The following is a 23,555-nucleotide window of genomic DNA, read 5'->3' on the forward strand; positions in this document are numbered from 1 at the left end:
CGGGCGGCCGGGCCGTGCTCATTGATCCACCTCGTCTTCTTCCTCTTCGGAGTGCACGCTGAGGTAGGACCTCAGCATCAGCACCGGTATCAGCAGACTGAACACGATCACGTCCTTCAGCGCTCCGCTATAGAACGAGGCGAAGCTCTCGACCACGCCCACAGCGAGGGCGCCGACCGCCGTCATCGGGTAACTCACGAGGCCGCCGATGATCGCGGCGACAAAGGCCTTGAGGCCGATGATGAAGCCCGAGTCGTAGTACATGGTGGTCACGGGTGCGATGAGCACGCCGATCAAACCTGCAAGCAGCGATGCGCTGCCGTAGGCCAGCAGTGCGGTGCGTGCCGGCCGGATGCCGACCAGCCGCGCACCCACGCGATTCACGGCCGTCGCGCGCAGTGCCTTGCCTGCCACGGTGCGCTCGAACACCAGGAAGAAGAGCCCGCTCAGCACGATCGCCGAGCCGACCATCAGGACGATCTGGCCGCTGACCGAGAAGCCGTCACCCAGCGCGATGGTGCCGCTCGCGAGCGGCGCGGTGCGCGAGCCTTCCGGGCCGAAGAACAGCAGGCCGAGGCCCGACAGCAGGAAGTGCAGTGCGAGCGAGACGATGAGCAACACCAGCACCGACGCATCGGCGATCGGCTGGAACACGACGCGTGCGAGCAGCGGCGCGATCGGCACCACCAGCAACACCGTCACCGCGATCTGCACGGCCGCCGGCATGCCGGGGCGCGAGGCGGCCCACGCCAGCACGCAAGGCAACAACGGCAGCACGCCCCAGGCCAGGATGGCCTTCGGCACCTTCTTCGCCTCGCCGCGCCGGATCAGGCTGCCGACCTCGGTCAGCACCGCCAGCGCGGCCAGCACGATCACCAGCCCGATCGTGGGCGGAAGACGCCCGGTCTCGAAAGCCGCCAGCGTCAGCGCGGCAAAGGCCGCGATGTCGCCGAAGGGCACGAACACCACCCGCGTGACGGAAAAGATCAGCACCAGTCCCAGCCCGGCAAGCAGATAGACCGCGCCATTGGCGAGCCCGTCGATGCCCAGGATGAGCGCCACGTCCCATGTCATTGAAGAATTCCTCTGGGGTTGTAAAAGGCCGTTTGCAAGGCGCTGCGGGCCGTGGGATGCCGCGGAACCGGCTCCGCCGGGCCGCAGGCGTCGCCCCCTCGCAGGGGGGAGGCGGCCACACGCAGTGGGCAAGCCTGGGGGTGGGTCACGGCGCCAGCTTCCACTGGCCGTTGTCGAGCTTGACGATCACGCGTGCGCGTTCATCCACGCCGTACAGGTTGCCGGGCTTGAAGTTGTAGACGCCGTGCGTGCCGACGACTTCCTTGGTGCTCGCGATCGCGTCGCGCAGCGACAGCCTGAATTCGGGCGTGCCCGGCTCGCCCTTGGCGCGCGCGGCTGCATCGGTGAACACCAGCCAGCCGTCGAAGGAGTAGGCCGAGAAGGCATCGCTGGTCGGCGCGTTGTTGACCTTCTGGAACACCGCGCGGAAGTCCATCGCGATCTTCTTGGTCGGGTATTCGGCGGGCAGTTGCTCGGCCACGATCACCGGGCCGGTCGGCATCAGCGCACCTTGGCCGGAGGCACCGACCACGCGCACGAAGTCGGGGTTGATGAGGCCATGCTGCCCGTACACAGGTCCCTTGAAGCCGCGCTCGGTCAGCGCGAGGAAGGGCAGCGCGCCCGGCGTGCCGGCACCGCCGGTCATGACCGCGTCGGGCTTCATCGCGACGAGCTTGAGCACCTGGCCGGTGACGGAGGCATCGGCGCGTGCATAGCGCTCGTTGCCCAGCACCTTGATGCCGGCCTCGGGCGCGGACTTCATCAGCGCGTTGTAGACCAGGTCGCCCCAGGCGTCGGAGAAGCCGATGTAGCCGACGGTCTTGATGCCGTCCTTCTTCATCCGCTGGACGACCGCGTCGATCATGAGCTGCGTCGGCTGCGCGACGGTGAAGACCCATGCGTTCTCGGCCGGGTCGAGCTGGATCGGCGTGAGGCCGATCATCGGCACTTTCGCATCGCGGCCGACCTGCGCCATCGCGATGGCGGCGGGAACGCCGGAGGTGCCCATCAGGATGTCGACCTTGTCTTCCTCGACCAGCTTGCGCGCATTGCGGCCGGCGGTGGTCGGGTCGGAACCATCGTCGAGCACGATGAGCTGGATCTTGCGGCCATTGACCTCGGGCTTGTACGCCAGCGCGGCCTGCATGCCCTTGGCGTAGGGCACGCCGAGGGAGGAGTTGGGGCCGGAGAGCGAAACGCTCAGGCCGACCTTGAGGTCGGCAGCGAACGCGGTCATCGCGAAACCGGCGCCCAGTGCGGCCGCCAGCGCGGTGCGCGTCAAGGTCTGCATCAAGCTCTTCATGTCTTAGCTCCTGGTGGGGGTGGAATGGTTGAGCGGGTCGCTCAGATGAACAACTGAATGGCGGGCAGTGCACGCCCGGCGTTGAGAAGATCGACGCGTTTCTGCCGGATGGCCCAGCCTTGCGCAGCGCGCACGAGGCGATGACGGCAGGTACCGGCGAGCAGGACCTGGTCCTCGCCGCGCGCCTCGACATAGATGAACGGCGTGCGCAGCACGAGTTCGCCGCTGGCCTCGTCTTCGCCTTCGACGACCGAACGCTGCAGCACGTGCTGGCAGTGGCTCGCGGGATGCTGCGAATGCGCGCGCGGATTCTTCAGACGGTCGACGCGCAATTGCAGCAACAGCCGGTCTTCGTACGCCAGAGAATTGTGTGAGTAGGGATCGGCCTGTGCGGCGCCGAGCAATGGCACCCAGTAGTGGCCGTCTTCGGTGAACAGCGCCAGCCAGTCGTCGAAACGACGGGCATCGAGCAGTGCAGCCTCGGCGGCGATGAAGTCTTCCGGCGCCATCACGCGACCGTCTCCATGCCCGAGGTCATGAATTTCGCCCAGGCGCGGAACTGGTTGCGCATCAGCAGTTCGTTGGTGCCGTTGGTCGTGATGGCGTCCTGCGTGAGTTCGGCCGGATCGAAGTTGCGATGCAGGCTCACCCATTCGTTGCCTTCGGCGCGCAGGCCCTGCTGCATGCTTTCGAACAGATGCACATCGTCATGGGCCACGACCGACATCGGGGAGAAGACGAGGCGGTTGTAGTTCATCGCACGCTCGAAGAGCAGATCGGGCGCACCGGCGGCGCGAAAGCTCCAGGCCTCGATCAACGTGCGGTTGGCAGCCAGCGGACGGATCACGCGGATCGCCTGCGGCGAGCCCTTCACCGACAGGCTGGGGAAGAACACCGAGTTCTGCGGCGAGCGCTGCAGGATCTCCGCCGCGCGCTCGGCGCCGTGCGCGGCGCGCATCGCTTCCTCGTAGTCCGGCAACTGCGCGTAATTCGAGTGGATGCTGAAGTTCACGCCGAGCACGCTGTGCCCGTTGGCGAAGACGCGGCCACCCATCTTGTCGAAGAAGTCGTAGCCGGAACCGAAGGGCAGGATCTGCTCCATGGCCATCGGCTTGTGCGCGTCGGGCGCGCGGCCTTGCCACAGCGCATCGGCGGCCTGCGTGGCCGACTCGTGCGTCGACATCGGATGCACCGTGTCGTTGATGTTCTCGAGGTACATCTTCCAGTTGCAATGGATGATGTTGCGCATCACGCCGCCGCCGACGGTCAGGCGGCCCTCGGGCGAGCGATCGACCATGTTGTCGATGGCGCGCAGCACCTCGCCGAAGTAGCGCTCGAAGTCCGGGCCTTCATCGGACAGCCGCGCAAAGACGAAGTCGCGGTAGACGTGGACGTTCCGGATCGGCGTGAGCCCCTGTCCCGACTCGCACTCCTTCAGACGCGTGCCCTCGTAGCCGCTCTTGAGGGGAATGGCGAGCGGTGCGCCGTCGAGCTTGTAGGTCCAGGCGTGGTACGGGCAGCGGAAGAACTTGCCGGCGTTGCCGCTCTCGTCGGTGACGAGCCGGCTGCCCTTGTGGGCACAGCGGTTGTAGAACACGCGGACCGCACCGTCGGGCTGGCGGACCATCATCACCGGGCGGCCTGCGAAGTCGAGCGACCAGTAGTCGCCCACGTTGGGCACCTGGCTCGCGTGGCCGACGTAGAGCCAGGTGTTGGCGAAGAACTGCTCCTGCTCCAGCGCGAAGAGCTCATCGCTCAGGTAGACGTCGCGATGGACGCGGTCGTCCTGCACCAGCGCACGGATGGCGTCGGGACGGTTTCTGTAGGTGTTCATCGCGGGTCTGCCTGGCATCGAGTCAGGTCAGGGAACCAGCTTCCACTGGCCCTTTTCGCTGCGCACGATGACGACGGCGCGCTGGTCGGAGCCGTAGCGGTTGTCAGGCTTGAAGTTGTAGATGCCGTGCGTACCCGTCAGCTCCTTCGTGCTCACGATCGCGTCACGCAGCGCCGTGCGGTACTGGGGCGTGCCCGGCTCGCCCTTGGTACGCGAGGCCGCATCGGCGAGAAGCAGGTAGGCGTCGTAGGTGTACGAGGAGAAGGCATCGTTCGGCAACGCGCCGTTGGCCTTCTTGTAGGCATCGCGGAACGCCATCGAGACCTTCTTGATCGGGTTGCTGTCGGGCAACTGGTCGGCCACCAGCACGGGTCCGCTGGGCACTTGCAGCCCTTCGATCGAGGCACCCCCCACGCGCACGAAGTCGGCGTTGATGAGGCCGTGCGTGCCGTAGATCTGGCCCTTGTACCCGCGCTCGGCAAGCGCCAGGTAAGGCAGCGCGCCCGGCGTGCCGGAGTTGCCGGCGAACACCGCGTCGGGGCGGGCCGAGATGATCTTCAGCACCTGGCCGGCGACGGACGAATCGCTGCGCGCATAGCGCTCGTTCGCAACGACCTTGATGCCGGCGCCTTCGGCGCTCTTCATGAGGGAGTCGTAGGCGAGATCGCCCAGCGCATCGGAGAAGCCGATGAAGGCGACCGTCTTGACGCCCGACTTCTTCATGCGATCCACGACCGCGGCGACCATCAGCGGGAAAGGCTGTGACACCGTCACGGTCCACGCACCCTCGGGACCGGGAATGGTGACGGGCGTGGGCGAGATCAGCGGCGTGTTGAGTTCACGCGCCACCGCCGCGATGGCCATCGCGCCCGGGACGCCCGAGGTGCCGATGAGCACGTCGACCTTGTCCTCGACCACGAGCTTGCGCGCATTGCGCCCGGCCGTCGTCGGGTCGGAAGCGTCGTCGAGCACGATCAGCTCGACCTTGTGGCCAGCCAGCACCGGATGCTCGGCGACGGCCGCGCGGATGCCCTTCTCGTAGGGAATGCCCAGCGCCGACACCGGCCCGGAGAGCGAGCTGATGAAGCCGACTTTGAGGTCCGCCGCAAGCGCCTGTGTGGCTGCAATGGCAACGGCAGACACGCCGAGGAAAGCGATGAGTTTTTTCATTGTCGAGATTTGTGCATGGGTTTTTCAGGGATACCGCGGAACCGGCTGCGCCGGTCCGCAGGTATCGCCCCCTGGAAGGGGGTGGAGAGCGACACGAAGTGCGCGAGCCTGGGGGTCAGGGAACAAGTTTCCATTGGCCCTTTTCGAGCTTGACGATGACGCGCGAGCGTTCGTCCGAGCCATAGCGGTTGTCGGGTTTGAAGTTGTAGACGCTGTGCGTGCCGACCAGCTCTTTGGTGGAGACGATCGAATCGCGCAGCGCAACGCGGTAGGCCGGCGTGCCGGGCTCACCCTTCGTGCGTGCAGCCGCATCGAGGAACAGCAGCCATGCGTCGAATGAATACGCGGAGAACGCATCGGTCGGCGGCGCACCGTTCGCCTTTTGATAGGCCGCCCGGAAGTCCATCGAGACCTTGCGGATCGGGTTGGAGTCGGGCAACTGCTCGGCCACGATGACCGGGCCCGTGGGTGCCAGCAGGCCTTCGACGGAGGTACCACCGACGCGCACGAAGTCCGGGTTGATGAGCGCGTGCATGCCGTAGATCTGGCCCTTGTAGCCACGCTCCGCCAATGCGAGGTAAGGCAAGGCGCCGGGCGTTCCGGAGGTGCCGGTGATCACCGCATCGGGACGCAGCGCGACGATCTTCAGCACCTGGCCGGTGACCGAGGAATCGCCGCGCGCATAGCGTTCGTTCGAGACGATCTTGATGCCGGCCGGCTCCGCGCTCTTCTGCAGTGCGTCGTAGACGAGGTCGCCCCAGGCGTCGGAGAAGCCGATGTAGCCGACCGTCTTCACGCCCGACTGCTTCATGCGCTCGACCACCGCACTCACCATCAGCGGCGCGGGTTGCGGCAGCGTGACCATCCACGCGCCTTCTTCGCCCGGCAGGTTGGCATTGGCGATGGAGATCAGCGGCGTCTTGGTTTCGCGCGCAACGGCAGCGATGGCGAGCGCACCCGGCGAACCCGCCGTGCCGATGATCACGTCGACCTTGTCCTCGTCGATGAGCTTGCGGGCGTTGCGCGCGGCCGTCGACGGATCCGACGCGTCGTCGAGCTGAACCAGCTGGATCTTGCGACCGTTCAACTCCGACTTGTAGGCGACCGCGGCCTTGATGCCCTTGTCATAGGGAATGCCCAGCGAGGACACCGGGCCCGACAGCGAGGTGATGAAGCCCACCTTGAGGTCGGCCGCCCATGCGCTCGCGGTGGACAGGACGCTGAGGCCAGCGGCAATGCCCGCCAGGGCACAGATTCGGGTCAGGACTTTCATGCAAACCTCCAGGGGGTGAACAAGCACATGATTTGTGAACTATTTAGATGTCAAGAATGCTAGCGAGACCTTGGCGCAGTGACAAGGGAGAGAACGATGAGTTGAGGAGATGAATGCGATGGAGCGCTAGAGGGCCAGGCTGCCCACGCTGGTGCCGCCGCACACGTAGAGGACTTGCCCGGTGATGAAGCTGCTCGCAGGATCGGCAAAGAAACGCACGGCCCGTGCCACGTCCGCCGACTCGCCAAGCCGCTTGACCGGCACCGATGCGGCGAGTGCGCGTTCCTTCTCGCTGCCCGCTTCGACGACGTCGTAGAACATGTCGGTGCGAATCGGCCCCGGCGCGACGACGTTGACCGTGATGCCATCACCCGCCAGTTCGAGCGCCCAGGTGCGCGCCATGCCGAGCATGCCGGCCTTGGTCGCGGAGTAGCTGGTGCGCGTCGCAAGGCCGAGCGCGGCGCGCGACGACAGCAGCACGACGCGACCGAAGCGCTGCGCGCGCATCGTTGGCAAGGCGGCCTGCACGAGCTGGATGGCGCAGCCCAGATGCAGATCGACCAGTGCATCGAGGTCGTCGAGCTTCACGTCTGCCAGTAGCGCGGGACGAATCACGCCGGCGTTGTGGACCACGGTCGTCACGTCGAAGCGGCGCACGAGCTCCGCCACCGCCTGGGCCGTGGCTGCGCGATCCGCCAGATCGACCTCGATGCTGTGCAGCTTCGGATGATCGATGTCGGACGGACGCCGCGCGAGCGACACCACCTCGTAGCCCTGCGCCAGCAGGTCTTCGCAGATCGCCTTGCCGATGCCCGCGCTGCCGCCGGTGACGGCGGCGACCTTCGACGGGGCGCTCATGCGGTGGCTCCAACCAGCGCCAGCACACGCAAGGGACTGCCGCTGCCCTTCTCGATCTTGAGCGGCGGGCAGATCAGCACCGCACCCGAGGGCGGGAGCAGGTCGAGGTTGCTGAGGCACTGCAGGCCATAGCGACCCGCGCCGTGCATGTAGTAGTGGCACGGGTACGGCGGCCGCAGGTGGTAGCCCTGGCCGGCATCGGTGCCGATGGCCTCCGAGCCGAAGCCGAGCACATCGCGCTGCTCGACCAGGAAGCGCACGGCCTCGGTGCTCGGGCCGGGCGTGTGCTGGCCGGTCTCGTCGAAGTTCTGGTAGGCCTCGGGGTCATGCCGCTTCGACCAATCGGTGCGCATCAGCACCCAGGCGCCCTTCGGAATGCGGCCATGCTTCGCTTCGTAGTCCTCTATGTCTTCGATGGTGAGCAGGTAGTCGGGATCGTCCTTCACCTGCGGCGAGCAATCGATCACGCAGGCGGGCGCGACGAAATGCTGCACGGGAATGGTGTCCACCGAATTGTTCGGCAGGTCGCGCCCCGAGATCCAGTGGATCGGCGCGTCGAAGTGCGTACCTGTGTGCTCGCCGCAGGAGAAGTTGTTCCAGTACCAGCCCGGCCCACGCTCGTCGTACTTCGAGACTTCCTCGATGCGAAAGGGCCAGCACTGCCCCATCTCGGGCGGCAGCGCGATCTGCGGAAACTCGGGCGTCAGGGTCTGCGTGAGGTCGATGACGCGGATACGGCCCGTCGCCATGGCGCTCACCAAACCGCCGAGGATCTCCGCGGTAGACATCAGTTCAGTCGTCGTCGTCATTGCATTGCTCCAGATCTCAATTCAGAAACACCGCGGAACCGGCTTTGCCGGACCACCGGTGTTGCCCCCGGCGAGGGGGTGGGCTGCCACACGAAGTGGGCAAGCCTGGGGGTGTGCAACTAGCCCCCGCCGGCTGCGAGTTCGCGTTCGAGAATTTTTGGGTTGTCGCGCCAGCGTTCCAACCACTCCTGAGCTACGTCGCCCGGATACACGTCTTCGACGCCATCGCGCAGCGCCTTGACGATCGCGTTGGCCAAGGTGCTTGCACCCAGCTTGGGCGGCGGCGTGTGCTGGTTCCATTCATCGTCGATCGGGCCTGGAAACAGGTTGATCACGCGGATGCCGGCCGGCCGCATCTCCGCACGCAGGCACTGGGCAAGCGAATGGGCCGCGGCCTTCGACGCGCTGAAGGTGCCGTGCGGCGGGAAGTTGCTGAGCGCGTAGATCGACAGCAGGTTGACCCAGGCTGTGGCACCGGTCACGCCGTCGGCCGAGCGCCCCTTGAGCGCCGGACCGAACTCCTGCGCGAGCCGCAGCAGGCCGAAGTAGTTGATGTCCATCTCGGCCTTGGCCACGTCGGTGCCGCGCCGCCCGCCGATGCCGAAGCTGCGATGCACTTCGGCGTTGTTGATCACGATGTCCACCTTGCCGCCGATCTCGCCGGCCAGCTCGCTCACGGAGCGCCCGTTGGTCAGGTCGAGCGGCACCAGCGTGACCTGCGGCAGGGCCGCGATGTCATCGAGACCACCGATCTTCTTCCATGGCTCGGCATGGCCGACCCACACGATGTCGGCGCCGGCCTTGACCAGCGCACGCACGATGGCCTGCCCCACTTCGGTCTTGCCGTCGGTCACGAGGACTTTCCGGAACTTGGGGTCGCTCGTCATTTCTCTCAGCATCTTGTCGTCAGCCATGTGGGGGCTCCCTTCGTTCGGAAATCCAATGAGTACGGCCTGGCCCGCGCGGTCGAGCCTCGCGCCGACGCGCACGCGTGCCGGCGCATCGCCGACCTCGCCGTGGAGGTGGACCATCAGCGTCGGGCCAGCATCGAGATGGACCAGGCCCAGCCGCCAGGGCAGCCGTTCGCGGAAGAACAGGTCGTTGCTGTGATGCAGCGTGGTGCTGCTGAGCAGTTCGCCTTCGCCGTTCTGCTCGCGCCAGTGCAAGCGGGGCGACAGGCACTTGTGGCAGGCCTCGCGCGGCGGGTACTGCACGGTGCCGCAGTCCTCGCAGGTCTGCAGTTCGAAGCGGCCTTCGGCGGCGGCGGCGGTGATGCCGAGCGCCACGCGTCCACGCGCCCACGGCGGCAGGTTCATCTGCCGGGTGCGAAGGACCGGGTTCTTGCGCTTGGGGCGCATCAGGGGCATGGTCATGGCGCCTCCGCCGGGCCGCCCCAAGGCAGGCGCGCGGCCCCCTCGGGGGCCAGTGCAGCCGCGATGCGGCAAACGTGGGGGTTCATCGTTCAGGCCTTCCTAGAACTACGGCGCCGGTGCACAGGCAGCGGTCGTAGGTGACCATGCCGAAGCCGGCGACCAAGCCCAGTTGCGCATCGGGCACGGTACGTGGTCCCGCGGTGTCGGTGAGCTGGCGGATGGCCTCGGTCATGCCGAGGAAGCCTCCCGCCGCGCCGGCCTGTCCGGCCGAGAGCTGGCCGCCGCTGGTGTTGTTGGGGAAACTGCCGTCGTTGGTCATCGTGTGCGACTGCACGAAGGCCGAGCCCTCGCCCTTCTCGCAGAAGCCGAGATCCTCGAACTGCATCATCACGATGACGGGATAGTCGTCGTAGGTCTGCACGAAGTCGACGTCGGCGGGCGCGACGCCGGCCTGGGCGTAGAGGTCGTCGCGGTCCATGCGCCAGCCGCCGCGGATCATCACCGGATCCTCGGAATAGGCGTTGTGCCGCTCGATCGCACCGCGGATCACCACGTGGGCCAGCCCGAGGTCGCGCGCGCGCTCCTCGCTCATCACGAGGAAGGCTTCCGCGCCGGCGCAGGGCATCACGCAGTCGAACAGGTGGATCGGGTCCGAGATGGGCCGGGCATCGATGTATTCATCGAGCGTGAGCGGCTTCCTGAACATCGCGTTCGGATTCTTGAGCGCATTGCTGCGCTGGTCGACGCAGATGCGGCCGAAGTCCTCGCGGGTGGCGCCGAAGGTCCGCATGTAGTGCGCGGTGATGAAGGCGAAGATGGAGTTGGGTCCGCCCGATCCGTAGGGGTAGGTCGCGTCGCGGGCAAAGTTGCTGAAGCTGCCCAGCGTCTGCCGGAAGGAGTCGACGTGGTTGGTGTCGGCCGCGACGCAAGCGACTACGTCGGCATCGCCCGACTGCACCGCACGCGCCGCGCGCCGCAGGCACATCACGCCCGAGGCCCCGCCGGTAGGCATGTGGTCGAGCCAGCGCGGCGACAGGCCGAGATGCTGCGTCACGCCGACGGCCGTGTCGGGCGCGAGCGAGAAACTGCTGACGCAGAGGCCGTCGATCTGTTCCTTCTTCACGCCGCTGGCCTTCACCAGCGCCTCGATCGCCTGGCCGAGGAACCAGTGCGCGGTGCGCGTCGAATAGCGCACGTAGGGCACGGTGACGGGCACGGCGACTGCCACGCCTTCGTAGGAAAGCCGTTTCCTGGTCATCCCTGCCTCTTCTTCATCGAGCGCGTGTCGATGCAGTGCGGCTGCCCCGGCAACGCATGCGCCAGTTCACGCAACTGGCCACGCTGGATCTTCTGCGATGCGGTGAGCGGCAGTGCATCGACAAAGGCGACGTAGCCCGGTGCCTTGTAGTAGGCCAGCTGCGCCAGCGCATGCTCGACGATGCTGGCGGCGACCTGCTCGGGCGCCGATGCATCGGCGTCGTCCCGCATCACGATGCAGGCCAGCACTTCGTCACCACGCACGCTGTCGGGCGTGGCCGCGACGGCGGACGTCTTCACCGCCGGATGCTGGTTCAGCACGCTCTCGACCTCGACCGCCGAGATGTTCTCGCCGCTGCGGCGAATCACGTTCTTCTTGCGATCGACGAAGAAGTAGTTGCCGTCCGCGTCGCGCCGCACCATGTCGCCGGTGTGGAACCAACCGCCGGCCCAGGCTTCGCGCGTGGCGTCCTCGTCCTTCAGGTAACCCGAGAAGAAGTAGCGCTTCGGGTCGGATCCCGACGAGCGCACCAGCAGTTCGCCCGGCGTGCCGTCGGCGGCATCGCGGCCCTCGTCGTCGACGAGGCGGATCTCTACGAAATCCTCGCGGCGGCCGAAGCAACTCGTGCCGACATGACGTGGTTCGTGGTTCGCCATCACGCATGCGGCGGCACCGGTCTCGGTCATGGCCCAGGCCTCGACCAGCGGAAAACCGAAGCGTGCCTCGAAGGGCGCGTGGTTCTTGCGGTCCACGCCGGCGCCGAAGCCCCAGCGGATGGCGTGTTCGCGGTCCGACGCCATCGCGGGCGCGGACAGCAGCATGGCGGGCATCACGCCCAGGTAGTGCGCGATGGTGGCGCCGCTCTCCCGCGCGCTTTGCAGCCACGACTTCGGATGGAAACGGTCGAGTTGCACCAGGCATCCGCCAGCGAGGAGCACCACCATGGTCGAGAACGCCATCGCGTTCACATGGTTGAGCGGCAGCGGCGTGATGATGCGCTCGGCATCCGGGCGCACGGGGCAGAGGTCGCCGAGTTCCGCGTACCACTGCCCGGCACGCAGGAAGTACTCGTTGCTCAGCATGCAGCCCTTCGGGCGGCCGGTGGTCCCCGAGGTGTAGAGCAGCGCGCATTCGGTCGCGAGCCCGACCGGCTCCGCGGCACGGGGCGCGACGGTCTTCGAGGCAGGCACCGCATCGTCCGGGCCCATGGTCTCGAAGGCGATGCCTGCCGTTTCGGCGGCGGCGCGCAGATCGGCCGCGCGATGTGGCAGCGTCACGGCCAGGCCGATCTCGCTGTGGCCGATGAGATAGCTCAGTTCGGCGGCGCGCATTTCCGCATTGATCGGCACCACGCTCACCCCGAGCGCATTGAGCGCGAACCAGTGGAAGAGAAAGGCCGGCCGGTTCTCCAGCAGGAGGCCGACGCGGTGACCATGGCCGTAGCCCGCCTGGGCGTAGGCGAGCCGGAGGCGCTCGACCTCGGCCGCAGCCTCGCCCCACGCGATGGCGCCGGGCTCGATGCCGTAGGCGGCGGCGGTGACCGACTCGGTGAAGAGGAACTCGGCCCCCGGCGTGCGCCGCGCGCTCGCGGTGAAGGCGTCGTGAACGGATGCGTTCATGCTGGGCCTAGATGAAGAGCTGCACGGCCGGCAGCGCCGCGTCGCAGTTGAGCAGGTTCACGCGCTTCAGCGTCATGCGCAGTGCACCGCCGTCCACCGTGAGGTGATGAAAGAAGGTGCCGACGTAGAACTGCAGTTCGTCGCCCTGCGACTCGGTGTAGTGGAACTCGGTGCGCACCACGAAGCAATTCGCCTCCAGGTCGAATTCCTCGACCGTCGGCGTCTGCAGCAGATGGTGGCAGCGGCTGGGCGGCTGCTGCGAGAACGCGCGCGGGCTCTTGAGGCGCTCGATGCGCAGGTCGCGCAACAGCTTGTCTTCATAGAGGTGCGAGGTGTGGTTGATGCCGTCTTCCTGGTCGGGAACGAGCGGCACCCAATAGAAGGCCTCGTCGGTGAAGAGTGCGTTCCATTCTTCGTAGCGCTTCCCGTCCAGCAGACGCGATTCCTTCACCACGAAGTCGATCAGATCCTGGCGGGTCACGGCGGCCTGCATCACATCGTCTCCGTCATGTAGCGGGCCCAGGTGCGGTATTGGTTGCGCATCGGGAGTTCGCTGGTGCCGACCGTCGTGATCTCGCCCCCAGCGGTCTCGGCAGGGTCGTAGTTGCGATGGAGGCTGACCCATTCGTTGCCGCTCGCATGCAGGCCAGCCTGGATGCCGCGATAGGCCTGCAGGTCGTCATGACCGACGACCGAGAACGGCGAGTTGATGAGCCGGTTGTACATGGTCGTTCGCTGGAGCAGTTCCGGCGGCGCACCCTTGAGGCGGAACGTCCAGCTCTCGATCAGGGTCTTGTCGACGGAGATCGGCCGCACCACGCGGATCGCCTGGATGGCGCCCTTGATGGTGAGGTTCGGGTAGTACACGGTGTTGTGCCGCGCCATGCCGAGGATCTGCGCGGTGCGCTCCTCGCCGTAGGTCGCCTTCATCGCGTTGTCGTACTCGGGGATCGCCTTGTACTTGCTGTGGATGCTGAAGTTGACGCCCGTGAAGCTGTGGCCGTTGTCGTAGGTGCGGACCCCCATGTCCTCGAAGAACTTGTAGTCCGACATGAAGGGCACGAACTGCTCGATGGCCATCGGCTTCGGTTCGTCCGTCGGCTTGTCGGCCCACATGGTCTTGGCGGTGCCGGCGGAGGATTCGTGCGCCACCATCGGATGCATGGTGTCGTTGAGGTTCTCGACGAACATCTTCCAGTTGCACTGGTGCATGAAGCGCAGGCAGCCGCCGGCGATCTCGAGTTCGCCTTCCGGCGAGCGGTCCGCCATGTTGTCGATGGAACTCAGCGAATCGCCGAAGAACTCCTCGAAGTCCGGCCCGACGTCGTTGATCTTGACGAAGATGAGGCCGCGATGGCTGCGCACGTTCTTCAGCGTGGTCAGGCCCTTGGCCGATTCGCATTCGTGCAGTTGCGTGCCTTCGTAGCCGTTCTTCAGCGGGATCGAGAGCAGCGAACCGTCGGTCTTGAAGGTCCAGGCGTGGTACGGGCAGCGAAAGAACTTGCCGGTGTTGCCGCAGGGAGCGCTCACCAGGCGCGAGCCCTTGTGGGCGCAGCGGTTCATCATCGCGCGCACCGAGCCGTCGGTGTGGCGCACGATGATCAGCGGACGGCCGGCGATCTCTGTGTTGAGGTAGTCGCCGGACTTCGGGATCTGGCTTTCGTGGCCGGCGTAGTTCCAGGTGTTCGCAAAAAAGTGTTCCTGCTCCAGTTCGAACAGCTCGGCGCTCGTGTAGAGGTCGCGGTGCACGCGGTCGGGCTGCACCAGCGCGCGAACGGCTTCGGGGTTGCCTCGGTACGAAGTCATGTCGGGTGTCTCCTTCAGATGTCCAGCACCAGCCGCTGGCCCTTGATGCGCGAGATGCAGATCTGCATCACGTTGCCTTCGGCCTTCTCGCGGGCGGTCAGCACGTAGTCGCGGTGGTCGATGTCGCCTTCGAGCACCGGCGTCGCGCACACGCCGCATTCGCCGCGCTTGCAGTCGAACATCGGGTCGCAGCCGTGCTCGATCAGGCAGTCCAGGACGCTCTGGTCGGCCGGCACGGTGAAGCGCTGGCCGGACTGGGCGAGTTCGACCTCGAAGGGGTGGTCGCCCTCCTCCACGACGGGCGTGGTGAAGAGTTCGAAGTGCACGCGATCGTGCGTCCAGCCGCGCGCCTGGGTTTGCGCCAGCACCGCGTCGAGCATGACCTTGGGGCCGCAGACGTAGAGCCGATCGCCCGCGGGGATGCCGTCGAGCAGCGCGCCGATGTCGAAGGGGCTGCCCCGCTCGGCATCCGAATGAACGAGCAGGTCGTCGCCCAGCACTGATTGCAGTTCGGGCAGGAAGGCCATCAGCTCGCGGCTGCGTCCCGCGTAGTGCATGCGCACGGGCAGGCTTTCGGCGCGGCGGCGCGTCGCCATGCTGGCGAGCGGCGTCACGCCGATGCCGCCTGCCAGCAGCACCGTGCCGCCGGGCCCGGTGTGCAGGGGAAAGTCGTTCTTCGGCACTTCGATGGTGACGAGATCGCCTTCGCGCAAGCGCTCGTGCATGAAGCGCGAGCCGCCTCGGCCGTCGTCTTCCTTGCGCACCGCGATGGCGTAGGCCGTCGGGGCGTCGGTGGCGTCGGCCTGCGCGGTGAAATTGATCAGCGAATAGTGGCGCCAATCCTTCTTGCCGTCGGGCAGTTCGACCTGGACGCGGATGTGCGCGCCGGCGGTATAGCCGGGGAGCACGCTGCCGTCGGCCGCGGCGAGGCGGAAGGTCTTGATCAGCGGATTCAGCTCGCGCGCCTCGACGACGCGCAATTGCAGGGTGGCGGGCTGGGCGGACATGGGCGGTTCCGGTTCAGGCGAGCGCGTGCTGGGCGAGCGCGGCGCGCAGTTTGTCGCCGTGTTCGTCGGCGAGTGCGGCGTCACGCAGCTCGCGCAGCGTGGCGGGTGCGATGGCCGAGCCTGCACGCTGCACGGCGTCCATCACGGTGTCGTAGTTGCGCAGGCCGCGCTCGTGGGTGTCGCTGTAGCCCTTGACGAGTCGCTGGCATTGCGCGATTTCGACTGCGAGCGCAGGGTTGCCGGCGGCCGTGTCGGCGATGCGCTTCAGCCATTCCTCGATGCGGCGGTTTTCCTCGGCGTAGCGCAAGGTCGACCGGCGCCAGCGCTTCATCGCGGCGACGGTGCTGAGCATCAGGTAGCCCCGCAGCGAGCTGGTCTGGATCACGCGGCCTTTCTGGGTCAGGCGTTCGACGAGCTTGCGCGGCAAGGTCGAATCCATCAGCCAGCGGCCGAAGCCGGCCGGCAAGGTCTCGCAGATTTCCTGCAGGCGCGGGTGCATGTATTCGTTGATGGCGAGCACCTGGTCGTCCTGTACGCGCGCCTCGCCGCGCACGCGCTCGAAGCGCGACGAGCGGGTCTTGAGCGCGGCGACGCGGGCGGTGTCCTCGTAAGACATCCACAGCGCCATGTGGCGCGCGGTCTCGCGCAGCAGTCGACCTTCGTCGCGCGCCGGCAATGCGGCGATTGCGGCCGCGCGGTCGAGGTAGAGGCCGGCGTAGTCGACGTCCTGGTAGTCGATCAACCGGCGCACGCCTTCGAGCAGCAGGTAATGCGCGGAGGCCGGGAAGTCGCGCTGCACGCGCTCCACCAGCGCACGCACGGCCGGATGGCGCGGCTGCGGCGCCGGCGTCTCGACCACGGGGGCTTCCGGCTCCAGGGCGCCCTGCGCACGCGCGAAGGCCCCGGCGAAGGCCTTCAGGCTCGGCTTGACGCCGACGCCGCCGTGCTCGATGGTCGCCTCGAACTGCGCGCGACCGAAGGGCAGCACGCCGGAACCGGCGAGCGCACCGAAGAGCACGGCACTGATCACGCTGCCGGAGGCTTCCGCCGCCTGCGCCATGTCGAAGCGGATGAAGCGCTTGGCGGCGCGCTCGGCATGCACCAGCAGTTCGGTGCTGTCGACACGGCCGTCGCCCATCGCGCTCTTCTCGGCGATGGAATAGACGCGGTGCGTCGATGCGATGAGCGTCGTACGGTCACGCGTGACCAGACCGCGCTGCACGGCGCGACCGGCCTCCATCAGCTCCGAAGCGAGGACGACGTCGACGTCGCCCGGAAGCGGCATGAGTGCCAGCACCGGCTTGCCGCCGTCGGCCTCGGCCTGCGCCTCGGGGTAGAGCTCGACGTAGTAGATCGTGGCGCCGGTACGTTGGGCCACGCCGGGCACCGAGGTGGTCTGGGCGAAGTAGCCATTGGCCTCGCCCATCTCCACGATCCAGTCGGCAAGTACGCCGCCGCCCTCGCCGCCCATGGCGAGGATGGCAATCTTGATGGGTTGTTGTCGCATCGGAATCAACTTTCAGAACGCATAGGCCGCGCGGCGCTTTGCCTCGCCGCGTTGGAGCCAGCCGATGATCCGCGTGCGGAAGCGTTCGCGCATCAGGTCCCAGCGGTTCGGATTGCTGACGATCTGTGCCTTGTAGAACGAAGGGCACAGCACGGCGGCGTGCGAGACCTCGCCGCACACGCCGCAGCCGACGCAGCTGTCGAGCACTGCCGCGACCGGATCGGTGCGCAGCGGATCGGGATTCGGCTTGATCGACAGCGACGGGCAGCCCGACAGCCGGATGCACGAGTGATCGCCGGTGCAAGTGTCGGAATCGACGCCGAACTTCTCGCGCACCATGCGCTTGCCGCTCGCAATGGCGTTGCGCACCATCGGCTTCTCTCGGCGCTGCTTATTGAGCATGCATTCGGATTGCGCGATGAGGACCTTGGGGCCCTTCTCCTGCGTGGTCAGCGCATCCTTGAGCGCATCGCGCATGCCGGCGACGTCGTAGGTGCGGCGCATGGTCTTCACCCACTTGACGCCGACGCCGCGCACCGCGCGCTCGATCTCGTGGCCGGTGCTGCGCGTCGCGTTGATCGCGTTGGACGAGAGGATGTCCTGGCCGCCGGTCGCCGAGGTGTAGTTGTTGTCGACCACGATCGTGAGGTTGTCGCTGCGGTTGAACACCGCGTTCGCGACGCCGCTCGTCAGGCCGTTGTGCCAGAAGCCGCCGTCGCCCATCATCGAGATCGCCCGCTTGCCCGCGGCCACGTTCAGCGCCGCGGCGCCCGCGCCACCGAGGCCGTAGCCCATGGTCGTGTTGCCGATGTTGAAGGGCGGCAGGATCGAGAAGAGGTGGCAGCCGATGTCCGCGCTGACGTGGTGCGGGCCGAGTTCGCGCTCCACCAGCTTCATCGCGCTGAAGATCGGGCGCTCCGGGCAGCCGGTGCAGAAGCCGGGCGGGCGGGCGTGCACGCTGTCGCCCAGCGGCCTGGCGGGCTCCGGCGCGGCATCGACGCCGATCTCGGCCACTTCGGTGAGGGGGATGACCTTGCGCACCGCGGCGGGCACCGGGAGTGGCTGGAGTCGGCCGTAGCGCTCGCCGAAGCTGCGCGCGCCCTTGAGCAGTTCGGCAGCGGTGTACTCGCCAGCGACCGGGAGCATGTCCTTGCCGTGCAAGGCGGTCGTCGAGCCGGCCTGGCGCAGGATGGTCGCGAGGTTCTGCTCGACGAAGTTGGGCTGGCCTTCTTCCACGATCATCACCGCGCGCTTGCCCTCGCAGAAGCGAAGAACTTCGCTCTCGATCACCGGGTAGGCGACGTTCATCACGTAGAGCGGCACCTTGGTGTTGCCGTACACGTCGGCCAGATCCAGCCGTTCGAGTGCGCGGATGAGCGTGTTGTAGCTGCCGCCCTGCACGATGATGCCGATGTCGTCGGCGTCTTCCGAGAAGAACTCGTTGAGTTGGCGCTCTTCGATGAAGCGCACCGCGGCGGGCCAGCGGTCCTTCACCTTCTCCTGCTCGTGCAGGAAGCTCGCGGGCGGCAGCACGATACGGCTGACGTCGCGTTGCGGATTCTCCAGCGCTTCCTTGATCGTGAACTTCGGACGGCGGTTGTCGCCGGTGATGAATTGGCCGTGGACGTGGCAGGCACGGATGCGCAACTGCAGCATCACCGGCGTGTGGCTGGCCTCCGACAGATCGAAGCCCTGTTTCACCGCGTCGACGATGCTCGGCAGGTTCGGGCGCGGGTCGAGCAGCCACATCTGCGACTTCATCGCGAAGGCGTGGCTGCGCTCCTGCATGATCGAAGAGCCTTCGCCGTAGTCCTCGCCGACGATGATGAGCGCGCCGCCGGTCACGCCGCCCGAGGCCAGGTTGGCGAGGGCATCGGAGGCCACGTTGGTGCCCACGGTGGCCTTGAAGGTCACCGCGCCGCGCAGCGGATAGTTGACCGAGGCCGCCAGCGTGGCAGCCGCCGTGGCTTCGCTCGCGCTGTTCTCGAAGCGGATGCCGTGTTCGGCGAGGATGTCCTGCGCGTCGGCCAGAACGTCCATCAGGTGCGAGATCGGCGCGCCCTGGTAGCCGGCCACATAGGAAACCCCGGACTCCAGCAATGCCTTGGTGACTGCCAGAATGCCCTCTCCCCGGAAAACCTCGCCACCCTTCAGGCGCAGCTTCTTGACTTCTTCAACGAATGATCGCTCAGCCATGGCGGCCCTTTCTTGTCAGGAATCGTGGGGTTCCTCTCGAAACCTCGGCCTCTATAATGTTTAGTACTGAATGTATTCACAATCATGAATAACCCTAGACAAGCAAGCAGCGTGCCCGTCGAGAGTCCGGGGCCGTTTTCCGACGAAACGCCGGACGGAACGCTCCGCTTCGTCGACGACTACCTGCCCGCGCTGCTCGCGCAGGCCAGTCAACTCATTTCTTCCGAGTTCCACAGGGTCGCACGCCAGCACGGGTTTTCAGTGTCCGAATGGCGGGTGATGGCATCGCTGGCGGGCGGCGAGCCCATCAGCATCGGCCAGTTGGCGCAGATCACGGTGACCAAGCAGCCCACGGTGACGCGCTTGCTGGACCGCATGGAGGCGCGCGAACAGGTCGAGCGGCTGCCCCACGAAAGTGATCGCCGCGTCACTCTGGTGCGCATCACGCGCAAGGGCGCGAAGGCGGTGGAACACCTGATGGAACTGGCGCGCGAGCACGAGATGCGGGTGCTCGAACCCTTCGGGCTTCAGCGGGCGGAGGAGCTCAAGAGCACGCTGCGCCACATCATCCAGTTGCACGCGCGCGCGCCGGGAGAAGCGCCGGACGAGGCGTTGGACGCGGAAGCCTGAGCTCAGCGCGACGGCACCAGCACGGCACGGCCCCGATGGCCGCGCTGGCTGATCCAGTCCATGGCGGTGGCGGCGTCCTCCAGCGCGAAGGGTTGCACGTCGAGCTTCAACCCGCCATCGGCCAGGCGGGCCAGCAGGTCGGGCGCGGCTGCGCGGCCCGCCGCTTCACGACGGAACATGTTCAGCGGCAGCAAGGCGACGTCCCGCTGCAGGAAGTGGGCGAGGTCCAGCGCGAGCGAATTGCCCGCGGTGTAGCCGACCAGCACTGCCCGGCCGCCGGGACGAACACGGGTGAGCGCAGCGGCGAGGATCGGTCCGCCGACCGTATCGATCAGCAAATCGACAGACACGGGTTCCAGCGCTGCCGACAGGTCACCCTGCAGGACGACGACCTTGGCGGACGCCGGGACGGTGGCGGCCTGCTCGACGTGGCTCACGGCCACGGTCACCTCGGCACCGGCATCGAGCGCGAGTTGCACGACCAGCGATCCGACCGCGCCGGTGGCGCCCGTCACCAGGATGCTTTCACCGGCTCGAAGCCGGGCGACGTCGTTCAATGCGACCCAGGCGGAAGTGCACGGCGAGAAGAAGGCCGAGCCGAGGGTTGCGGGCACCGCATCGGGCAGCAAGCCGAGTGCTTCGTCGGGTGCATCGACGAGTTCGCACCATGTACCGTCGAACAGCGTGCCGAGTCCGCTGCCGCGAAGCCATACACGCTGGCCCTCCGCATGACTCGCGCTGGCAACGACGACGCCGGCGGCCTCCACGCCCGGCGTATAGGGGAACGGAGGATGCTTCAGGAAGCTGCCGCGCCAAACGGTGCGGTCGATGTGCCCGACGGTGGCCGCCTCCATGCGAACGAGGGTGCGGCCCGCACGGCGCTGGGGCTCGACGATTTCTTCCAGCACGGGCGGCGCGTCGAAGGCGTGGACACGCACGGCTTTCACGAGAGGGTCCCCAGGAACGCGAGCACGGCATGCGCGAAGGGACCGGGTAGCTGGTCGGGCAACGGAACCATGCCGCCCTCGATGTCGACGATGCGCGCGTTCGAGAGGTGGGCGCACAGTTCGGCGGCATGGGGCGAGGCGAAGGGGTCTTCGGGGGCGCGCAGGATGAGTGTGGGATGCGTGACCCGATGGATGCTGTCTTCCATTCGGTACGCCGCGACGGCGCGATGACCGTCTTCGGGCCCGCCGCTGGCTTTGAGCGCATCGAGAACGAAGGCTTCGAGCAGGTCCGGCCGATCCGCGGGGTAGAACCCCTGGCGGCGCTGCCACAGGGCCGCCAGATGGCTGCCGTCGCTGCGGGGATCGACCTCGTCGATGGGCGGGCGCCCTGCGCGGGCGCGCCGGAACGCTTCGTCGGTGAAGGGCGTGGACGACAGCACCAGTCCCCGCACGCGATCGGGAAAGCTCGCGGCCAACTCGACGGCGATGACGCCGCCGGTGTGATGACCCACCACGTCCGCGCGCTCGATACCCAAGGCGTCGAGCAGTTCGCAGGCCACGCGGGCCCATTGTTCGATGCTGGCCGGGACATCGCCGGCGTCGGAGTCACCGAATCCGGCCGTGTCCATCGCGATCGCGCGGTAGTGCGCGCCCAGCAGGGGAAGCACTTCACGGTACTCGGCCCAACTGCGCGGCGACTGGTGCAGCAGCAGGACGGCCGGCGCGTTCACATCGCCGCACTCTGCGTAGTGGACCTGCCCCACCGACAGGTCGGCGAACGCGCGCCGGATCTTCATTTGCGGGTCTCGTCGGCCGGCGGCTGCCAGAGGCCCGCATGCTTGAGCATGCCCAGCGTGCGGGACAGCACGTCGCGCCTGTAGGCGCCGACGTCGCGCCCCTCGTACTCGTAGAAGCCGCTGCCGCTCTTCAGCCCCAACCGGCCTTCTTCGACCATGCGATCGACGATGGCGGGCGCGGTGTAGCGTGCGCGATCGATGGAAGCTGCCATCTCGCGGCTTGCGTGATGCAGGATGTCGCAGCCGCCGAAATCGATGAACTCGACCACCCCCAGTGCCGCGAATCGCAGGCCGAGGCCGTAGCGCGTGGCCTTGTCGATCTCTTCCGCGGTGGCGGCGCCCTCCTCGATCATGCGGGCGGCTTCGTTCATCACCAGCGCCTGCAGGCGCGGCACGATGTAGCCGGGCGACGCGCCGCACACCACGGGCAACTTGCCGATCGACTCCATCAGGGTCTTGGTGCGTTCGAGGACCGCGGGATCGGTGCCGGGATGGCAGCTGAGTTCGACCACCGGAATCACGTACGCCGGATTGAGCCAATGCATGTTGAGGAATCGCTCCGGCCGGTGCACCAGCGCGGCCAGTTGCGTCACGAGGATGCTGCTGGTGGTCGAGGTGAGGATCGCGTCTTCGCGGCAATGGCGGTTGATGTGCTCGAACGCGTCGCGCTTCGCTTCGAGCGTCTCGGGGACGCCTTCGAAGACCAGTTCCGCGGCGGCCAGCGCGGCGGGTGCATCGTCTGCCTTCACGAAGTCGACGCGCCGGGCGATCGCTTGTACTTGCGCGGAATCGATCACGCCGAGTTGGGCAAGGCCTGAGAGGCTGGCTTCGATTTCGGCCAGTGCTTCTCCGTGCAGCTTCTGCCATGCCTCGTCGGTGCGCGGGCGGAGGTCGACGAGCGAGATCCGGTGCCCCGCGTAGGCGAAGGCAATCGCGATTCCGCGCCCCATGCGGCCCGCGCCGACCGCCGCGAAGCGGGGAAGCTCATTCCCCATCGTGCAGCCTCTGCTTGAGCTGTGCGGGCGTCAGGCCGGCGAGGCCGAGCGTTTCCAGCGTGCGCGGCCCTTTGCGAAGGTCGCGGCCGAGGAAGCCGCCGACGATGGCCAGCAAGCCATGCGCAATCGGCGCGTCCACACCGACATAGCGCGCGGCCGAGGCGAGGAAGGCGAGCCCGAGTTCGGTGTCCTCGGTGATGTACCTGTGCGCGTAGAGGTCGATGTTCTCGCGCCAGTCACCCGACTTGACCAGCTGCTTGTGAGCGTCGCCATACATCCACTGGTCGTTGTTGTAGTGGTCGGCCAGCGGGTAGTGCGGCGCGCCCTGCCCCAGTGCCTCGCGCACCGCGATGCGCTCCTGATCCAGCCGGTCGGTGACGTCGCGGACGGCGCGCTGGGTGCCTTCGTTATGGATGTCCCAGCGCTCGAAATGCTGCAGCGGCGCGGCATTCATCACCATCAACGGGGGATGGATGACGGGGCCGGCATTCATCAGCGCGCCCGACAGCGCATCGCCGCAGCCATGCACGCTGGGGTAGGCCTTGCGGATGACCTCGATCGCCTCGCGCTCCTTGCGCGCCGGATAGACGCCGGTCGGCAGCCGGATGGCGCGGATGGTCACGTTGACTTCGCGCTCGCCGTGCTTGCGGGCGAGGTACGGCAGCGTCCCCGTCTCGGCCCATGCGACGTCGGCGTGGTTGCCGGCGTCCTTCACGATCCGGGCCATGACATAGCTGCCGAAGGTGCCGGGCGGCAGGAAGACGACCTGGCCGTCGACCAGGTGCGGAGCCATCGCGCGGGCGATGTCCTCCTGCGCGATCGCCGGCGTCGGGATGACGATCAACTCGGCGCCCCGCATCGCGGCGCCGATGTCGGCAGTCGCGAGTGCAATCCGCACGTCGCGCGCGCCGGCAGCATCTTTCAACGTGATGGCACCGGCCTGGGCGAGCGGTTCCAACGCGGCCGCGTCACGGCGCCAGAGACGCACTTCATGATCAGCTTCGGACAGATCCGCGGCAGCCGCGTAGGCGCCGTGGCCGCCGCCGAGAATTGCGATTTTCATAGGTCGACAGTGGAAAGAGTGAAGTGGATGAACCGG

Annotated in this window: 21 protein-coding genes; 1 reads left to right on the plus strand and 20 read right to left on the minus strand. The window is 67.1% G+C overall.

The window, feature by feature from the left end; all coding sequences use genetic code 11:
- Positions 1-18: 18 nt before the first annotated feature.
- From ACSFBL_RS10700 to ACSFBL_RS10775, 16 genes are all read right to left on the minus strand, one after another.
- Complete coding sequence (locus ACSFBL_RS10700) at positions 19-1,074, minus strand: branched-chain amino acid ABC transporter permease (protein WP_435515740.1); 1,056 nt, start codon at positions 1,072-1,074, stop codon at positions 19-21.
- 145 nt (positions 1,075-1,219) lie between these two features.
- Positions 1,220-2,377, minus strand: a complete 1,158-nt coding sequence (locus tag ACSFBL_RS10705) for an ABC transporter substrate-binding protein (protein ID WP_435515741.1) — start codon at positions 2,375-2,377, stop codon at positions 1,220-1,222.
- A gap of 41 nt (positions 2,378-2,418) precedes the next feature.
- Entirely contained in the window at positions 2,419-2,889 is a 471-nt protein-coding gene (locus ACSFBL_RS10710; RefSeq protein WP_435515742.1) for an aromatic-ring-hydroxylating dioxygenase subunit beta, read from the minus strand.
- Positions 2,886-4,211 (minus strand): aromatic ring-hydroxylating dioxygenase subunit alpha, encoded by a 1,326-nt coding sequence (locus ACSFBL_RS10715; protein ID WP_435515743.1) that lies wholly within the window; start codon positions 4,209-4,211, stop codon positions 2,886-2,888. Before ACSFBL_RS10715 ends, ACSFBL_RS10710 begins: the two co-directional genes overlap by 4 nt.
- A 27-nt stretch (positions 4,212-4,238) precedes the next feature.
- A complete protein-coding gene (locus ACSFBL_RS10720) occupies positions 4,239-5,381 on the minus strand; it encodes an ABC transporter substrate-binding protein (RefSeq protein ID WP_435515744.1) in 1,143 nt (380 codons plus the stop codon).
- Positions 5,382-5,496: 115 nt separating this feature from the next.
- Positions 5,497-6,654, minus strand: coding sequence for an ABC transporter substrate-binding protein (locus ACSFBL_RS10725; RefSeq protein WP_435515745.1), 1,158 nt, complete (start codon positions 6,652-6,654; stop codon positions 5,497-5,499).
- Positions 6,655-6,780: 126 nt separating this feature from the next.
- Positions 6,781-7,512: an SDR family oxidoreductase gene (locus tag ACSFBL_RS10730; protein WP_435515746.1), complete on the minus strand. Its 732-nt coding sequence runs from the start codon at positions 7,510-7,512 to the stop codon at positions 6,781-6,783.
- Positions 7,509-8,321, minus strand: coding sequence for a cyclase family protein (locus ACSFBL_RS10735; RefSeq protein ID WP_435515747.1), 813 nt, complete (start codon positions 8,319-8,321; stop codon positions 7,509-7,511). The genes ACSFBL_RS10730 and ACSFBL_RS10735 overlap by 4 nt, the downstream gene beginning before the upstream one ends.
- Before the next feature lie 119 nt (positions 8,322-8,440).
- Positions 8,441-9,694 (minus strand): SDR family NAD(P)-dependent oxidoreductase, encoded by a 1,254-nt coding sequence (locus ACSFBL_RS10740; protein WP_435515748.1) that lies wholly within the window; start codon positions 9,692-9,694, stop codon positions 8,441-8,443.
- Between the two features lie 82 nt (positions 9,695-9,776).
- A complete protein-coding gene (locus ACSFBL_RS10745; protein ID WP_435515749.1) occupies positions 9,777-10,952 on the minus strand; it encodes a thiolase family protein in 1,176 nt (391 codons plus the stop codon).
- Positions 10,949-12,571: an AMP-binding protein gene (locus ACSFBL_RS10750; RefSeq protein ID WP_435515750.1), complete on the minus strand. Its 1,623-nt coding sequence runs from the start codon at positions 12,569-12,571 to the stop codon at positions 10,949-10,951. The genes ACSFBL_RS10745 and ACSFBL_RS10750 overlap by 4 nt, the downstream gene beginning before the upstream one ends.
- Before the next feature lie 7 nt (positions 12,572-12,578).
- Positions 12,579-13,064 (minus strand): aromatic-ring-hydroxylating dioxygenase subunit beta, encoded by a 486-nt coding sequence (locus tag ACSFBL_RS10755; protein ID WP_435515751.1) that lies wholly within the window; start codon positions 13,062-13,064, stop codon positions 12,579-12,581.
- Complete coding sequence (locus ACSFBL_RS10760) at positions 13,064-14,377, minus strand: aromatic ring-hydroxylating dioxygenase subunit alpha (RefSeq protein ID WP_435515752.1); 1,314 nt, start codon at positions 14,375-14,377, stop codon at positions 13,064-13,066. Before ACSFBL_RS10760 ends, ACSFBL_RS10755 begins: the two co-directional genes overlap by 1 nt.
- Before the next feature lie 14 nt (positions 14,378-14,391).
- Positions 14,392-15,384: a PDR/VanB family oxidoreductase gene (locus ACSFBL_RS10765; RefSeq protein ID WP_435515753.1), complete on the minus strand. Its 993-nt coding sequence runs from the start codon at positions 15,382-15,384 to the stop codon at positions 14,392-14,394.
- Positions 15,385-15,397: 13 nt separating this feature from the next.
- Positions 15,398-16,891, minus strand: coding sequence for an indolepyruvate oxidoreductase subunit beta family protein (locus tag ACSFBL_RS10770; protein ID WP_435515754.1), 1,494 nt, complete (start codon positions 16,889-16,891; stop codon positions 15,398-15,400).
- A 12-nt stretch (positions 16,892-16,903) separates the two neighbouring features.
- Complete coding sequence (locus ACSFBL_RS10775) at positions 16,904-19,087, minus strand: thiamine pyrophosphate-dependent enzyme (protein WP_435515755.1); 2,184 nt, start codon at positions 19,085-19,087, stop codon at positions 16,904-16,906.
- 111 nt (positions 19,088-19,198) lie between these two features.
- Here ACSFBL_RS10775 and ACSFBL_RS10780 point away from each other — a divergent pair, with 111 nt between their 5' ends.
- Complete coding sequence (locus ACSFBL_RS10780; protein ID WP_435515756.1) at positions 19,199-19,717, plus strand: MarR family winged helix-turn-helix transcriptional regulator; 519 nt, start codon at positions 19,199-19,201, stop codon at positions 19,715-19,717.
- A gap of 2 nt (positions 19,718-19,719) precedes the next feature.
- Here the strand turns inward: ACSFBL_RS10780 and ACSFBL_RS10785 are convergent, their stop codons facing one another.
- Genes ACSFBL_RS10785 through ACSFBL_RS10800 form a run of 4 tightly spaced genes read right to left on the minus strand, consistent with a single transcriptional unit; the run spans position 19,720 to position 23,519 of the window.
- Positions 19,720-20,664 carry a quinone oxidoreductase family protein gene (locus ACSFBL_RS10785; RefSeq protein WP_435515757.1) on the minus strand — a complete coding sequence of 315 codons (945 nt, stop codon included), beginning with the start codon at positions 20,662-20,664 and terminating at the stop codon, positions 19,720-19,722.
- A complete protein-coding gene (locus ACSFBL_RS10790; RefSeq protein ID WP_435515758.1) occupies positions 20,661-21,461 on the minus strand; it encodes an alpha/beta fold hydrolase in 801 nt (266 codons plus the stop codon). Before ACSFBL_RS10790 ends, ACSFBL_RS10785 begins: the two co-directional genes overlap by 4 nt.
- On the minus strand, positions 21,458-22,456 hold the full coding sequence (locus ACSFBL_RS10795) for a 3-hydroxybutyryl-CoA dehydrogenase (protein WP_435515759.1): 999 nt from the start codon (positions 22,454-22,456) through the stop codon (positions 21,458-21,460). The genes ACSFBL_RS10790 and ACSFBL_RS10795 overlap by 4 nt, the downstream gene beginning before the upstream one ends.
- Positions 22,446-23,519: an NAD/NADP octopine/nopaline dehydrogenase family protein gene (locus ACSFBL_RS10800; protein WP_435515760.1), complete on the minus strand. Its 1,074-nt coding sequence runs from the start codon at positions 23,517-23,519 to the stop codon at positions 22,446-22,448. The genes ACSFBL_RS10795 and ACSFBL_RS10800 overlap by 11 nt, the downstream gene beginning before the upstream one ends.
- Positions 23,520-23,555: the final 36 nt, after the last annotated feature.

Origin of the sequence: Variovorax glacialis (assembly GCF_051216375.1) — a bacterium.
Classification (GTDB): domain Bacteria; phylum Pseudomonadota; class Gammaproteobacteria; order Burkholderiales; family Burkholderiaceae_C; genus Variovorax.